This window comes from Jonesia denitrificans DSM 20603 (assembly GCF_000024065.1).
Taxonomy (GTDB): domain Bacteria; phylum Actinomycetota; class Actinomycetes; order Actinomycetales; family Cellulomonadaceae; genus Jonesia; species Jonesia denitrificans.
In genome coordinates, this window is record NC_013174.1 from 648,063 (window position 1) to 662,307 (window position 14,245).

The 14,245-nt window shown below is 56.7% G+C and carries 19 protein-coding genes; 18 read left to right on the top strand and 1 reads right to left on the bottom strand.

The window, feature by feature from the left end; all coding sequences use genetic code 11:
- Positions 1 to 11: 11 nt before the first annotated feature.
- From rpsE to JDEN_RS03120, 18 genes are all read left to right on the top strand, one after another.
- The gene (rpsE, locus tag JDEN_RS03030; protein WP_015770896.1) at positions 12 to 668 is read left to right on the top strand and encodes a 30S ribosomal protein S5; all 657 of its coding nucleotides are present in this window, start codon (positions 12 to 14) and stop codon (positions 666 to 668) included.
- Positions 668 to 850 (top strand): 50S ribosomal protein L30, encoded by a 183-nt coding sequence (gene rpmD / locus JDEN_RS03035; RefSeq protein WP_015770897.1) that lies wholly within the window; start codon positions 668 to 670, stop codon positions 848 to 850. The genes rpsE and rpmD overlap by 1 nt, the downstream gene beginning before the upstream one ends.
- A 2-nt stretch (positions 851 to 852) precedes the next feature.
- Complete coding sequence (gene rplO / locus JDEN_RS03040) at positions 853 to 1,329, top strand: 50S ribosomal protein L15 (protein ID WP_015770898.1); 477 nt, start codon at positions 853 to 855, stop codon at positions 1,327 to 1,329.
- Between the two features lie 308 nt (positions 1,330 to 1,637).
- Entirely contained in the window at positions 1,638 to 2,927 is a 1,290-nt protein-coding gene (gene secY / locus JDEN_RS03045) for a preprotein translocase subunit SecY (RefSeq protein WP_015770899.1), read from the top strand.
- A complete protein-coding gene (locus JDEN_RS03050; RefSeq protein WP_015770900.1) occupies positions 2,924 to 3,511 on the top strand; it encodes an adenylate kinase in 588 nt (195 codons plus the stop codon). Before secY ends, JDEN_RS03050 begins: the two co-directional genes overlap by 4 nt.
- 257 nt (positions 3,512 to 3,768) lie before the next feature.
- Complete coding sequence (gene infA / locus JDEN_RS03055) at positions 3,769 to 3,990, top strand: translation initiation factor IF-1 (protein WP_015770901.1); 222 nt, start codon at positions 3,769 to 3,771, stop codon at positions 3,988 to 3,990.
- Between the two features lie 52 nt (positions 3,991 to 4,042).
- A complete protein-coding gene (gene rpmJ / locus JDEN_RS03060; RefSeq protein ID WP_015770902.1) occupies positions 4,043 to 4,156 on the top strand; it encodes a 50S ribosomal protein L36 in 114 nt (37 codons plus the stop codon).
- 205 nt (positions 4,157 to 4,361) lie between these two features.
- Positions 4,362 to 4,736, top strand: coding sequence for a 30S ribosomal protein S13 (gene rpsM / locus JDEN_RS03065; RefSeq protein ID WP_015770903.1), 375 nt, complete (start codon positions 4,362 to 4,364; stop codon positions 4,734 to 4,736).
- 71 nt (positions 4,737 to 4,807) lie between these two features.
- The gene (rpsK, locus tag JDEN_RS03070; protein WP_015770904.1) at positions 4,808 to 5,215 is read left to right on the top strand and encodes a 30S ribosomal protein S11; all 408 of its coding nucleotides are present in this window, start codon (positions 4,808 to 4,810) and stop codon (positions 5,213 to 5,215) included.
- Positions 5,216 to 5,354: 139 nt separating this feature from the next.
- Positions 5,355 to 6,359: a DNA-directed RNA polymerase subunit alpha gene (locus JDEN_RS03075; RefSeq protein ID WP_015770905.1), complete on the top strand. Its 1,005-nt coding sequence runs from the start codon at positions 5,355 to 5,357 to the stop codon at positions 6,357 to 6,359.
- 51 nt (positions 6,360 to 6,410) lie between these two features.
- Positions 6,411 to 6,956 (top strand): 50S ribosomal protein L17, encoded by a 546-nt coding sequence (gene rplQ / locus JDEN_RS03080; protein WP_015770906.1) that lies wholly within the window; start codon positions 6,411 to 6,413, stop codon positions 6,954 to 6,956.
- An 84-nt stretch (positions 6,957 to 7,040) separates the two neighbouring features.
- Positions 7,041 to 7,913, top strand: coding sequence for a tRNA pseudouridine(38-40) synthase TruA (truA, locus tag JDEN_RS03085; protein WP_049754506.1), 873 nt, complete (start codon positions 7,041 to 7,043; stop codon positions 7,911 to 7,913).
- A 46-nt stretch (positions 7,914 to 7,959) separates the two neighbouring features.
- Positions 7,960 to 8,874 (top strand): oxygen-dependent tRNA uridine(34) hydroxylase TrhO, encoded by a 915-nt coding sequence (gene trhO / locus JDEN_RS03090; RefSeq protein WP_015770908.1) that lies wholly within the window; start codon positions 7,960 to 7,962, stop codon positions 8,872 to 8,874.
- 297 nt (positions 8,875 to 9,171) lie between these two features.
- Positions 9,172 to 9,615 (top strand): 50S ribosomal protein L13, encoded by a 444-nt coding sequence (gene rplM / locus JDEN_RS03100; protein WP_015770909.1) that lies wholly within the window; start codon positions 9,172 to 9,174, stop codon positions 9,613 to 9,615.
- A gap of 40 nt (positions 9,616 to 9,655) precedes the next feature.
- Positions 9,656 to 10,147 carry a 30S ribosomal protein S9 gene (rpsI, locus tag JDEN_RS03105; protein WP_015770910.1) on the top strand — a complete coding sequence of 164 codons (492 nt, stop codon included), beginning with the start codon at positions 9,656 to 9,658 and terminating at the stop codon, positions 10,145 to 10,147.
- 235 nt (positions 10,148 to 10,382) lie between these two features.
- A complete protein-coding gene (glmM, locus tag JDEN_RS03110; RefSeq protein WP_015770911.1) occupies positions 10,383 to 11,735 on the top strand; it encodes a phosphoglucosamine mutase in 1,353 nt (450 codons plus the stop codon).
- A 103-nt stretch (positions 11,736 to 11,838) separates the two neighbouring features.
- On the top strand, positions 11,839 to 12,492 hold the full coding sequence (locus tag JDEN_RS03115) for a peptide deformylase (RefSeq protein WP_041288106.1): 654 nt from the start codon (positions 11,839 to 11,841) through the stop codon (positions 12,490 to 12,492).
- On the top strand, positions 12,480 to 13,196 hold the full coding sequence (locus JDEN_RS03120; protein WP_015770913.1) for a DedA family protein: 717 nt from the start codon (positions 12,480 to 12,482) through the stop codon (positions 13,194 to 13,196). The genes JDEN_RS03115 and JDEN_RS03120 overlap by 13 nt, the downstream gene beginning before the upstream one ends.
- 21 nt (positions 13,197 to 13,217) lie before the next feature.
- Here JDEN_RS03120 and coaA read toward each other — a convergent pair whose 3' ends face one another.
- Positions 13,218 to 14,192, bottom strand: coding sequence for a type I pantothenate kinase (gene coaA / locus JDEN_RS03125; protein WP_015770914.1), 975 nt, complete (start codon positions 14,190 to 14,192; stop codon positions 13,218 to 13,220).
- Positions 14,193 to 14,245: the final 53 nt, after the last annotated feature.

The window sequence follows — 14,245 nt, forward strand, 5'->3', positions numbered from 1 at the left end:
AGGACACTCTGATGGCTGCAGGGCAGCGCAATTCCGGCGCACCCACGGGTGGCGCCAATGAGCAGAATGACCGTCGTAACAGCCGCGGACGCGGTGAAGGCGGAGGTCGTCGTGGTGACGCAGCTGAAAAGAGCGCTTTCGTTGAGCGCGTCGTCACCATCAACCGCGTAGCTAAGGTCGTTAAGGGCGGTCGTCGTTTCTCCTTCACAGCACTTGTTGTGGTGGGAGACGGTGACGGAACCGTCGGCGTCGGCTACGGTAAGGCCAAGGAAGTACCCGCGGCTATTGCCAAGGGTGTTGAGGAAGCGAAGAAGAACTTCTTCCGCGTTCCACGCATCAAGGGGACCATCACTCACCCAGTTCAGGGTGAGAAGGCAGCGGGAGTTGTCTTCTTGCGTCCTGCAGCACCTGGTACCGGTGTTATCGCCGGTGGTCCAGTGCGTGCAGTACTCGAGTGTGCAGGTGTTCACGACATCTTGTCGAAGTCACTTGGTTCCACCAACGCGATCAACATCGTGCACGCCACCGTTGACGCACTGAAGCAGCTCGAAGAGCCAGCTGAAGTTGCTGCTCGCCGTGGTCTTCCACTCGACCATGTAGCCCCGGCTGCCCTGCTCCGTGCACAGGCAGAAGGTAAGGCTGCGCAGAGCGCTGAGGTAGGTGCGTGATGGCCAATCTCAAGGTAACCCAGGTCAAGTCCGCAATTGGCGGCAAGCAAAACCAGCGCGACACGCTGCGTACTCTGGGCCTCAAAAAGATCGGACAGTCTACTGTCCGTGAGGATCGCCCAGAGGTCCGCGGCCTCATCGCTACCGTGGCACACCTAGTCACGGTTGAGGAGGTTGACTGATCATGGCCGAGAAGAAGGCTGAAGAAACCACCACAGTTGAGCCGCTGAAGCTTCACGACCTTCGCCCAGCTAGGGGCGCAAAGAAGGCCAAGACCCGTGTGGGTCGTGGTGAAGCATCCAAGGGTAAGACTGCTGGTCGTGGTACCAAGGGTACGAAAGCGCGTTACCAGGTTCCGGCACGCTTTGAGGGTGGTCAAATGCCACTTCACATGCGTTTGCCGAAGCTCCGTGGCTTCAAAAACCCATTCCGCGTCGAGTACCAAGTTGTGAACTTGGACAAACTCTCAGAACTATATCCTGAGGGTGGCGCAGTAACCGTTGACGACCTTGTCGCAAAGGGCGCTGTTCGCAAGAACAAGCCCGTCAAGGTTCTCGGCACCGGCGAGATCTCGGTCAAGCTGGAAGTCACCGTTGACGCAGTGTCCTCCTCAGCCCAGGAGAAGATCCAGGCTGCCGGCGGCACCATCTCAGTTCGCTGAGAATCCCTACATGACTATGGGCTGGTACACCGCGTGTGCCAGCCCATAGTCATGCCATATCAACAAACACCACGAGTGACACAGACGTCTTACTCACAACACGCCCCATCATGTCCATGGGCAGAACTTGGACATCATGTGGATTTCTGTTCAAGGCAGTGTGCGTATAAGGTATCTTCGGTATCGCTATACCGATACGCTGTCATCATTTGCATGCACCTGTTGGTGATAACCACAGTGGGTTGCCACCATACACAGGACGCCGCGTACGCGGTGACCGCGCCGCGACAAGGGCTCAGGAGGACCATGTGCTAGGCGGATTCGTTCGTGCGTTTAGGACGCCAGATCTACGGTACAAGTTGCTGTTCACTATCGGAATCATTGTGCTGTATCGGATCGGATCGTTTGTTCCAGCACCTGGTGTCTCCTATCCCAATATTCAACAATGTCTTGCCACTCAGGAAACGGGAGCCCTTCTTGGTCTCGTTAACCTCTTTTCCGGTGGGGCATTGCTTCAACTGTCAATCTTTGCGCTGGGGATCATGCCGTACATTACGGCAAGTATTATCGTCCAGTTACTCCGTGTGGTGATCCCTCGATTTGAGGCACTGCATAAGGAAGGGCAGACGGGAACAGCAAAGCTTACTCAGTACACTCGTTACCTCACTATTGGTCTCGCCCTGCTGCAAGCAACCACTTACGTCACCTTGGCTCGCACCGGCAACTTGATTCCCGGTTGTGTTGTGATCCCAAACAACAGTGTCATGACATCGCTCTTTGTGGTGTTAACGATGACGGCAGGGGCAACGCTTCTGATGTGGTTTGGTGAGCAAATCACTGACCGCGGCATTGGTAACGGCATGTCGATGCTGATCTTCATCTCTATTGCTGCATCGTTCCCACCTGCTATTTGGTCGATCACGCAAGGTTCTGGTGGTTTTGCCAAGTTTGCTATCGTTCTCGCGGTCGCACTCATTGTTATCGCTCTTGTCGTGTTCGTCGAACAGTCACAACGTCGTATCCCTGTTCAATATGCGAAGCGTATGGTCGGTCGCAAGGTGTATGGCGGTTCTTCGACTTACATTCCGATCAAGATCAACATGGCAGGTGTGATCCCTGTCATCTTCGCGTCGTCGATCCTCGCTGTGCCCACTTTGGTCGCGCAGTTCGCGGACGTGAATAATGATTGGGTAGCCTGGATTCAGCGGAACATTGCCTCACCATCGGCGCCGCTCCACCTTGCTCTTTTTGTTGTCATGATTCTTTTCTTCTGTTTCTTCTACACTGCGATTACCTTCAACCCGGATGAAGTCGCGGACAACATGAAGAAATATGGAGGCTTCATTCCCGGGATCCGTGCTGGCCGCCCAACTGCGGAATACCTGGATTACGTCATTACCCGTGTGACATCAGCGGGGGCGATCTACTTGGCCTTGGTGGCACTCGTGCCGACAGTGACATTCATTGCGATGGGTGTTGGCGATTCGATTCCGTTTGGTGGAACATCGATTCTCATCATCGTTGGTGTCGGGCTGGAAACTGTGAAGCAGATTGATTCACAACTGCAACAACGTCATTACGAAGGGTTGCTCAAATGAGCGCACGCATTGTTCTGTTAGGTCCTCCCGGCGCAGGAAAGGGCACCCAAGCTGCTCGACTTGCCCAGGAACTCGGTGTCGAAGCCATCTCCACCGGAGACATCTTTCGCGCCAACATTAAGGGTGGGACAGAACTTGGCCGCCTTGCCCAGGAATACACCGCAAAAGGTGAACTTGTTCCTGACTCAGTGACCAACGCGATGGTTAAAGATAAGCTCACGTCGATGGTGGGGGAGGACCCCGCCCGGCTCGGCTTCATCTTGGACGGTTACCCCAGGAACGTTGCTCAAGTTGCAGAGCTTGACAACATTCTTGAGGAAATCGGTGTCACAGTTGATGGTGCAGTGGAACTTACTGCCGACAACGACATTGTCGTCGAACGTCTCTTGAAGCGGGCCGAGATCGAAGGCCGCCAAGATGATACAGAGCCTGTGATCCGCCACCGACTGGATGTGTATGCGCAGCAAACGGCGCCCATCGCACAGGTGTATCTGGAACGTGGACGGCTGGTCCAAGTCGATGGAATCGGCGACATTGATGAGGTCACTGCTCGGTTGATCAAGTCTCTTGAACAACTGGGCTAAGTGACGAGAATTCGTTACTCATTGACGAGGACAGCGGGGCTAGGACGAAGTGACGTCCTAGCCCCGCTGCTCGTGCGTAACTGTGTAGAGGTTGCGTAAAACATTCCTGCACAGTATTCCCGTGCAGTGCGTGAAGGAGTCCCAGATGCAAGGTAACCGGGATCACTGTTCCTAGAGCTGTGCAGGCAGGGTAAGATGGTGCGTTGGTATGTGTCTACGCATACCAACGACAGCAATGACAGGAGTTAGCGGAGTATATGGCGAAGAAAGACGGCGTCATCGAGATCGAAGGGACCGTGGTCGAGGCTCTCCCCAATGCGATGTTCCGTGTTGAGTTGGCCAACGGTCACAAAGTGCTTGCCCACATCTCCGGAAAGATGCGTCAACACTACATCCGCATCCTCCCCGAGGATCGTGTGGTTGTTGAGTTGAGTCCCTACGACTTGACCCGAGGAAGAATCGTCTACCGCTACAAATAGCCACTCGATCACTGCTGTTCCACCGAACAGTGGAGACAGCGGAGGAACCACGATGAAGGTCAACCCCAGCGTCAAGAAGATCTGTGACAACTGCAAGGTGATTCGTCGCCACGGCCGTGTCATGGTCATCTGCGAGAACGTCCGCCACAAGCAACGCCAAGGCTGAGAATACTCTCAACTTGGTGTGCGGCGACGGGACTCAGTAGGTCACGAGATCTCAATTCGGGGTCGCGCCCGAAGACATGAAAGCGCATTACCGTCACGATCCGACAACTTGACGACGTGACACACCCTCGGCTCGGAGGCCGAGGCTCACGTGATGTGAGAGGTAATGCACCAGACCTCCGAATGAAGTACAGGAGCCACAAAAGATGGCACGTCTTATTGGCGTCGACCTCCCTCGCGACAAGCGAGTTGAGGTAGCGCTTACGTACATTTACGGTGTGGGTCGTACCCGCGCTCAGCAGACTCTGGAAGCCACTGGCATCTCCCCAGATGTCCGCGTCAAGGACCTCGGTGACACCGAGCTCGTCGCACTGCGTGACTACCTTGAAGGCAATTTCAAGCTCGAAGGTGACCTTCGCCGTGAGGTTGCTGCAGACATCCGCCGCAAGGTTGAGATCGGCTGCTACGAGGGTCTTCGCCACCGCCGCGGCCTTCCGGTCCGTGGTCAGCGCACAAAGACCAACGCTCGTACCCGTAAGGGTCCGAAGAAGACCGTAGCCGGCAAGAAGAAGGCCCGCTGATCTAGCGGCCCTGATGGTGCAACTTGTTGTATGCACCATTTCCTTAGACCTCAACCCAGGAGAAAGAGCATATGCCTCCCAAGACTCGCGTCGCCCAAAGCGCACGCAAGCCTCGCCGCAAAGACAAGAAGAATATTTCCGTCGGCCAGGCACACATCAAGTCCACCTTCAACAACACCATTGTGTCGATCACTGACCCATCAGGTGCTGTCATCTCGTGGGCCTCATCGGGACAGGTGGGCTTCAAGGGCTCACGTAAGTCCACTCCCTACGCTGCTCAGCTTGCTGCAGAGTCAGCTGCTCGTCGTGCTCAAGAGCACGGTATGAAGAAGGTTGACGTCTTCGTCAAGGGTCCAGGTTCGGGCCGTGAGACTGCGATCCGTTCCCTCCAGGCTGCTGGTCTTGAGGTTGGATCGATCCAGGACGTTACTCCTCAGGCGCACAACGGCTGCCGTCAACCTAAGCGTCGTCGCGTCTGATCCTTATGGATCGTCGTGTGTCACCGTCAATAGCAACGTGCGGTACACACAGCTAGGCACAAGCCTGTCAGGTCATGCTTAGTGATACTAAGCGCTCAATATGCGTCATATAGCGGACGCATGTCGAAAGGAAAGCCACGTGCTCATTGCACAACGTCCCACCCTCTCAGAAGAGGTTATTTCAGACGCTCGTTCCCGGTTCACCATTGAGCCGCTGGAACCAGGGTTTGGGTACACGCTCGGTAACTCGCTGCGTCGTACATTGCTGTCTTCCATTCCTGGTGCGGCAGTGACCTCAATCCGTATTGACGGGGTTCTCCACGAGTTCTCAACGATCACCGGTGTGAAAGAAGACGTCACTGAGATCATTTTGAACGTGAAGAACCTGGTCCTGTCATCGGAAAACGATGAGCCAGTGGTGATGTACTTGCGTAAGCAAGGTGCTGGTGTTGTGACAGCAGCGGACATCGTACCGCCAGCAGGGGTCGAGGTACATAACCCTGACCTGCACATCGCAACACTGAACGACAAAGGTAAGCTCGAAATTGAGCTGACCGTTGAGCGTGGGCGTGGATATGTATCAGCGCAGCAGAACAAGTCGATGGACGCCGAAATTGGTCGGATCCCCGTTGACTCAATCTACTCACCCGTGTTGAAAGTCACTTACAAAGTGGAAGCAACACGTGTGGAGCAGCGGACCGACTTTGACCGACTCATTGTCGATGTGGAAACCAAGTCGTCGATCGTACCTCGCGACGCGCTGGCTTCTGCTGGGAAGACACTGGTTGAGTTGTTCGGTTTGGCTCGTGAGCTCAACGTAGAAGCTGAAGGAATCGAGATTGGTCCTTCACCTACTGATGCTGCACTCGCTGCTGACCTTGCTTTGCCTATCGAGGATCTGAACCTGACGATCCGTTCGTACAACTGCCTGAAGCGTGAGGGCATCCACCAGGTGGGTGAACTTGTCGCACGCAGTGAGGCAGATCTGCTCGACATCCGTAACTTTGGTGCGAAGTCAATCAACGAGGTGAAAGAAAAGCTCCACGAGCTTGGCTTGTCGCTGAAAGACTCACCGCTGGACTTCCAGCCATCATCTGAGTCGGACTACTTTGACGACGGTGACGTCGACGAGCAGTACAACTGACTTCTGGACTGACCGCACGAGCGGTCTCACAATCTGCAAGGAGCAAGAACAATGCCTACCCCGTCTAAGGGCCCACGGCTCGGCGGCAGCCCGGCTCACGAGCGTTTGATGCTCGCGAACCTCGCTTCTAGCCTTTTCGAGCACGGCCGTATTACGACCACCGTGACAAAGGCCAAGCGTCTTCAGCCGGTGGCCGACCGCCTCATCACGAAGGCCAAGCGTGGTGACCTCCACGCACGCCGTCAGGTTGCTCAGGTGATTCGCAACAAGACCGTTCACGTCCCAGACGCTGAAGGTGACGCGAAGACTGTTGTGCACCGTCTCTTCACGGAGATTGCACCGGCAATGGCAGAGCGCCAGGGTGGTTACACTCGAATCACCAAGATCGGTACTCGTCGTGGCGACAACGCGCCGATGGCTGTCATCGAGCTCATCACTGAGCCGGTTTCCCCGAAGCAGGCTGTTGTGAAAGAGGCAACGAAGGCCGCTGAGCGTGCCGCTGCTAAGGAAGAAGCAGCAGCTCAGGTGGAGGAGTCTGTTGACACTCCTGCTACTGAAGCTGATGCTCCTGCCGCTGAGGTTGAAGAAGCAAAGTGATGTGTTGTCACGCTGAGGCGTGATGTGCTTGTGTGGGGCACCGACCGTGAGGTTGGTGCCCCACACCTGTTTGTGAGGGATTGTGTGGTTGGCGTGATTCGGATTCGTTGTGATGTGGCTTATCGTGGCACGGACTTTGTGGGGTGGGCACGTCAGCCGGGTTTGCGCAGTGTTCAGGGCACCCTTGAGGACGCGTTGGAGCGTTTGATGGGGGAGCGCATTGCGGTGACTGTTGCTGGGCGTACGGATGCTGGTGTCCATGCGCGTGGGCAGGTTGTTCATTGTGATGTTCCTGGTGACCGGTGGGAGCGGTTACCGGGCCGGTCGGATCGTACGCCGGGTGAGGCTCTGCGAGCTAAGTTGGGTGGGATTTTGCCTTCCGATGTGGTGGTTCGTCGGGTTGCCCCGGCACCGCCTGGTTTTGATGCGCGTTTTTCGGCGTTGTCGCGGACCTACTATTACCGTATTGCTGACGATGTGATGATGCGTGATCCGTTGACGGCGCCTTTTGTGTTGTGGGTACGCTCACCTCTTGATGTTGAGGCGATGAATCGTGGTGCAGCGCCGTTGGTGGGGTTGCGGGATTTTGCGGCGTTTTGTAAGCCGCGTCCAGGCGCATCGACTATCCGTGAACTGCAGGATTTCCGCTGGGAGCGGGTGGAGCAGGGGCCAGATGAAGGGCTTGTGCGTGCCACTGTGCGCGCGGATGCGTTTTGTCACAATATGGTGCGCGCGTTGGTGGGTGCGTCTCTTGATGTGGGGCGGGGGGTGCGTGGTGAAGAGTGGTTGGTCCAGGCGTTAACGTCGAAGTCGAGGGTGAATTCATCGGCGGTGGTGCAGCCACATGGGTTGACTCTCGAGCAGGTAGCGTATCCGCCGGTCGACCAACTAGCTGACCGGGCGCAGGCGATCCGTGCCCGCCGGATGGATGAGGAACTGTTGGACGGCGGTGTGTGACGCATCTGTTGTCTCGGTAGAGCCGTGATCGCCATATCCTAGTGTTATGGCGATCAACAAAATTATTCTTTTTTATGCGTTTGCTCCGGTGGCTGATCCCACGGCAGTGCGTTTGTGGCAGTTGGCGTTGGCAGAAAAGTATGGATTGACGGGACGTGTCATTGTGGCACCGTCGGGGATTAATGCGACGTTGGGCGGTCGTCTTGAGGACTTAAAACAGTATGTGAAGACGACGCGACAGTACCCCGGTTTTGGGTCAATGGATGTGAAGTGGTCACAGGGGTCAGGTGCGGATTTCCCTCGTTTGTCTGTGAAGGTCAAGCCAGAGCTCGTGGCGTTTGGGGCGCCTGAGGAGGTCGTGGTTGATCGCCATGGGGTAGTCAATGGGGGGCAGCACCTTGAGCCTGAGGAAGTGAATTCGCTCGTTGATGAGTTAGGCGATGATGTGGTGTTCTTTGACGGGCGCAACGCATTTGAGGCGCATATTGGCCGTTTTGAAGGTGCTGTTGTTCCTGACACTCAGACCACGCATGATTTCGTGAGGGAACTTGAATCTGGTAAGTATGACCATTTGAAGGACAAACACATTGTGTCGTACTGCACAGGTGGGGTGCGTTGCGAGATTTTGTCTGTTCTCATGAAGAACCGCGGGTTTGAGAATGTCTATCAAATCAAAGGTGGGATTGTACGGTACGGCGAAAAGTTCGGTACAACTGGGTTGTGGAAGGGCCCGTTGTATGTGTTTGATAAGCGGATGGTGCACCACTTTGATGGCGAGACCTTAACGTTGGGGCGGTGTTGTGTGTGTGAGGCGCCCACGGAACGATTCCTTAATTGCGCGGACCCGGGGTGTAAGCGACTTCGTTTGTACTGCGATGAGCATGTGGCGGTTGCTCAGTCGACTGTGTGTACTGATTGCAGCGAGCGAACCCAAGACGTGACCTACCTCAAATCCCATTGATCTTCATCGTGGGGTACACTGAAACCTGATTGCTGTATATCCATGTGTGCTGTGTGACTGGATGGTTGTTGGATCAGGAGTATGACACTCCGAGGTCCCGCCTGCTTCAACCGTCACCGCAACAGGCTGTCACTGAAGAAGGATCCGCTGGATTTTCTGCAGTGCTTGTACACGTAATCATTGTGCTTCTCCCGAGACCGGTGCGCCCACTCGCTAGGCTCCACGAAGCGCTCGCCGACCTTTCTGCGCGCTGACAAGCGACAGAGAAGACACGAACACGAAACGAAGGCTACGAACGTGCGTACGTACACCCCGAAGCCAGGCGACATTCAACGTGACTGGTACGTCATTGACGCCACCGACGTTGTACTCGGTCGCCTCGCCAGCCACGTCGCTCAATTGCTCCGTGGCAAGCACAAGGCTACTTTTGCCCCCCATGTCGACGGCGGTGACTTTGTCATTGTCATCAACGCTGACAAGGTGGCTCTGAGCGGCAACAAGCTTGACCAGAAGAAGGCTTACCGGCACTCCGGTTACCCAGGTGGTCTCACCGCGGTTCCTTACTCCGAACTCATGGAGAAGAACCCTGAACGTGCTGTGGAGAAGGCCGTTCGCGGCATGATCCCTAAGACCAGCCTCGGCCGTGAGCAGATGACGAAGCTTCGCGTTTACGCAGGCTCCGAACACCCTCATGCTGCACAACAGCCGAAGACCTTCGAGATTACCCAGATCGCGCAGTAGGCTTCGGCTTACGCGAATATAAGGACGCGAGGACACTCCAGTGGCCGAAACCACCGTCGATATTGACACACTGGGCGACGAAGAGATCCCCAGCACATACACATCCGAGTCAGCAGCACCGACCGGGCGCGGCCAGAGCATTACCGCACCAGGTCAGGGTGTTGGGCGCCGTAAGGAAGCTATTGCCCGTGTACGCCTAGTTCCTGGTTCCGGCCAGTGGACAATCAACGGGCGTCCATTGGACGGTTACTTCCCGAACAAGGTGCACCAGCAACTGGTGAACTCCCCGATCAAAGCAGTGGACGTTGAGGGTCGCTTCGACGTCGTCGCTCGTATCAATGGTGGCGGGGTGACCGGTCAAGCCGGTGCCTTGCGCCTTGGTATTGCGCGTGCGCTGAACGCCATTGACCGCGACGCTAACCGTGCAACCTTGAAGAAGGCCGGGTTCTTGACCCGTGACGCGCGTGCAGTTGAGCGTAAGAAGGCTGGTCTGAAGAAGGCCCGTAAAGCATCGCAGTTCTCCAAGCGCTGATCTGCAGCTTCACAAACGAAGGGCTCCCGCACGTTGGTGTGGGGGCCCTTTGCTTTTCCTCCACATGCTCTCCTCTTGCCACCCATCAGTGGCGATGTGGTCATACAGTAGATTGGGACCGGCGTGGGTGTGGTTGACGCACGGTGTGGTGGACTTTGACTTTGGCCTGCGTGCTTATTGGTGTGAGCGCGCGTGATGATGATCGTCTGTAGACGATGTGACGAACAGGAACAACATGGCACGACTCTTTGGGACTGACGGTGTTCGCGGGTTAGCGAACCGTGATGTCACTGCGGAACTGGCACTGGATCTTGCAGTGGGGGCGGCGCATGTGTTGGCGCTGCGTGGCGAGTTTCGTAAACCGCGTCCACGGGCGATTGTGGGCCGTGACCCGCGTGCATCGGGTGAGTTTCTTTCTGCTGCAGTTGCTGCAGGTTTGGCGAGTGCTGGGGTTGATGTTGTTGATGTGGGCGTCGTACCGACACCAGCGGTTGCCTTTTTGACGGGGCGACTTGGTGGCGATTTAGGTGTCATGATCTCTGCTTCCCATAACCCTATGCAGGACAATGGGATTAAGTTTTTCGACCGCAATGGGTACAAGCTCGACGATGATGTTGAGGACCAGATTGCTGCGCTTATGGGGGAGAACTGGGAACGTCCTGTGGGTGCGAAAGTGGGGCGTATCAGGTACGACTACTCTGCTGTTGATGCCTATGTTGACGCGCTGGTGGATACGGTGACGTATTCGCTTGAGGGGCTTCGTGTTGTCGTGGATTGTGCGCATGGGGCCGCGAGTGTGGTGGGGCCGTTGGCGCTGGAGCGGGCGGGGGCTGAGGTCATCGTCATCGGGAATGAGCCTGATGGTGAGAACATCAACCACGAGTATGGGGCCACGGCTCCCCGCCGGATGGCGGCTGCAACAGTGGGGCATTCTGCTGATGTGGGTGTGTCCTTTGATGGGGATGCGGATCGGTGTATCGCTTCTGATGAAGAGGGGATCATCGTTGATGGCGACAAGATCATGGGGATGTTAGCGATCGGTGCTGCTGAGGCTGGTCGTTTGAAGGACAACGTCTTAGTGACGACTGTGATGTCGAATTTGGGTCTTCGGTTGGCCATGGAGGAGCGTGGTATCTCCACGGTGCAAACGAGTGTGGGCGACCGTTACGTGTTGGAGGAAATGCTTCGTCATGGCTACACCATTGGTGGTGAGCAGTCGGGGCATGTGTTGTTGACGGAGTTTTCGACGACTGGTGATGGTATTTTGACGGCGTTGCACCTCCTGTCACGGTTGGCGGAACGCCGGGTGAAGATGAGTGAACTTGCTGGGGCAATTACGCAACTTCCTCAGGTGATGATCAATGTGAAAGATGTGGATAAGGCGGCTGCGCGTACCCATGAGGGTGTCTTGGCGGCGGTTGCTGCTGAGGAGGCCGCGTTGGGTGACACGGGGCGGGTGTTGCTTCGTGCATCGGGTACTGAGCCGCTTGTGCGGGTCATGGTGGAAGCCCCAACGCAAGAGTTGGCGCAGGGTTGTGCACAGCGTCTAGCTGATGTAGTGCGTGAGCATTTGGCTTTGTCGTCATAGTGGTGCGGGGAGCACGGTGGTGCCGTGCTTTCCCCGTGGTGAGTTCGTGAATGTGCCCGGCGTGGAAACGCCGGGCACTGTGCGTTCGTGGCACGATGGTGGTGTGACTGCTGTGAGTGTTCGTGATCAAGTGTGTGAGTTGTTGGCGTCGTGCCCTGATGGGGTGTTGCCTCTTGTTCATGCCGGGCATCCTGTGTTGCGCAGGGAGGCGGGGCGTTACGAAGGGCAACTGGGTGCTGACTTCATGGCGTTCATTGATGCAATGAACACCACGATGGTGGTGGCACCGGGGGTTGGTTTAGCTGCACCCCAAGTGGGGGTGAGTCTGGCTGTGGCGGTGATGCGTGATCCGGGTGCGGCGGATGATGCTGATCCGCGTGAGCGGGTGGCATTTCCGATGCGGGTGTTGGTGAATCCGGTGTATGAACCGGTGGGGGATGAGAAGGTGTCGTTTTTTGAGGGCTGTTTATCTGTTCCTGGGTACCAGGCGGTTGTCGCCAGGTGGCGTCGGGTGCGTGTGATGGGCTGGGATGAGACTGGTGCGCCTGTTGATGAGGTATTGACTGGGTGGCCGGCTCGGATTGCTCAGCATGAGATTGACCATTTGCGTGGTGTGTTGTACGTGGATCGTGCGCATTTGCGGTCGTTGTCGACGATGGAGAATCTTGCGCAGTGGTGGTCGGTGTCTGCTCATCCGCATGCTGCGGGGGAGGCGTTAGGTTTTCCGGTTGAGCAGCAGGGTTCATGGACGCAGTAATTGGGGCGCTGGGGAGCGTCAATGATGTGTTGATGTCGGTGGCGACAAGCTATGAGGGTTCGTGGCTGCTGTTTTTGTTTTTGTGGCTTTTCATCACTCTTGACGGCGTGTTGCCTATTTTCCCGTCTGAGTCGCTGGTCATTGCTGTTGTTGCATTGGCTGTGTCGGCTGGTTCTCCACCGTTATGGGCAGTTGTGGTGGTGGCGATTGCGGGTGCGATGTGTGGTGATGTGACGACTTATCACATTGGACGTCGAGCAGTTCGGCGGTCGTGGCGTTGGCTCCAGTGGGTGAGGGTTGCGCGGGTGCTTGATTGGGCGGAACGGTTGGTGGCTCGCAAGCCGGCGACCATCATTGTGGCTGCGCGCTATATCCCTGGTGGTCGAGTGGCTGTGAATTTTACGGCTGGGAGGATGTTTTTCCCACGTCGTGGGTTTGTGTTTTTTGATGCCATTGCTGCGGTGACATGGTCTGTGTATTCCACGGTTATTGGAATGGGTGCGGGGGCGTGGTTTGAGGGGCACCCTATTTATGCGGTGATTGTGGGTGTTGGCGGTGGCGTGTTGATTGGGGTGGCTGTCGATGCGGTGTTGCGTCGGGTGCTTGCTCACCGCGGGGCGGCTTTGAAGTCTATGGATGGGTATGTTCCCCCGCACGTCCCGGATGTTGAGACTCCTTTCACCCGCACGGATTCGGAGTCGTGAGGGGAGCGGGCAGGAGGGTAGTTAGAGTTTTCGGAGACGGACGCGTTGGACAGAGTGGTCGGCGTCTTTGGTGAGGACGAGTGTGGCGCGCGACCGGGTGGGCAAAATGTTGTCGGTGAGGTTGGGTTCGTTGATGGATTCCCAAATGGATTCTGCAGTGGCGATGGCTTCGTTGTCGCTGAGGTTAGCGTAGCGGCGAAAGTAGGAGCCTTCTTGCGCGAACGCGGAGTCGCGCAAGGAAAGGAAGCGGTCGACGTACCAGGACCTGATGTGAGAAGTTTTGGCGTCAACGTAGATGGAGAAATCGAAGAAGTCGGAGACTGCGAGGCTGGTGGTGGCACTACCTGGCTGGGGGCGTGCGGGTTGGAGGACGTTGAGTCCTTCGACGATGAGGACGTCGGGGCGGGTGACGGTTTGTCGTTGCCCGGGGACGATGTCGTAGGTGAGGTGGTCGTAGACGGGGGCGTCAACGTGTGTTCGTCCCGCTTTGACCCGGGACAGAAAGCGGATCAGTGCCCGACGGTCGTAGGATTCGGGAAATCCTTTGCGCCCCATGATGTTGCGTCGTTGGAGTTCCGCGTTGGGCAAGAGGAATCCGTCGGTGGTGATGAGTTCCACGCGTGGTGTGTCGGGCCATCGGGCGAGCATTTCGCGCAGGATGCGGGCGGTGGTTGATTTCCCGACGGCGACGGAACCGGCGACGCCGATGACATAGGGGGTGCCACCGGATTCTTCTCTAAGGAAGGTGGAGGTGGCCCGGTTGAGTTGCCTGGTCGCCCCGATGTAGAGGTTCAGGAGCCTGGACAGTGGGCGGTAGATCGCATCGACTTCTGCGAGGTCAATGGGGTCGCCGAGTCCTGCAAGCCTGGTGACATCGTGGTCGGTGAGGGGGAGCGGGGTTGATTCTGAGAGTCGTTGCCAGGCGGCGCGGTCGAGGTCCACATAGGGCGTCGTCGGCGTGATGTGGTGTTCCGTCACCTGACGATTCTGCCGCATGGATCGCGATGTTGGGAAATGGAGGTGATGTGTGGGGAGTGTGGCGTCGCTGA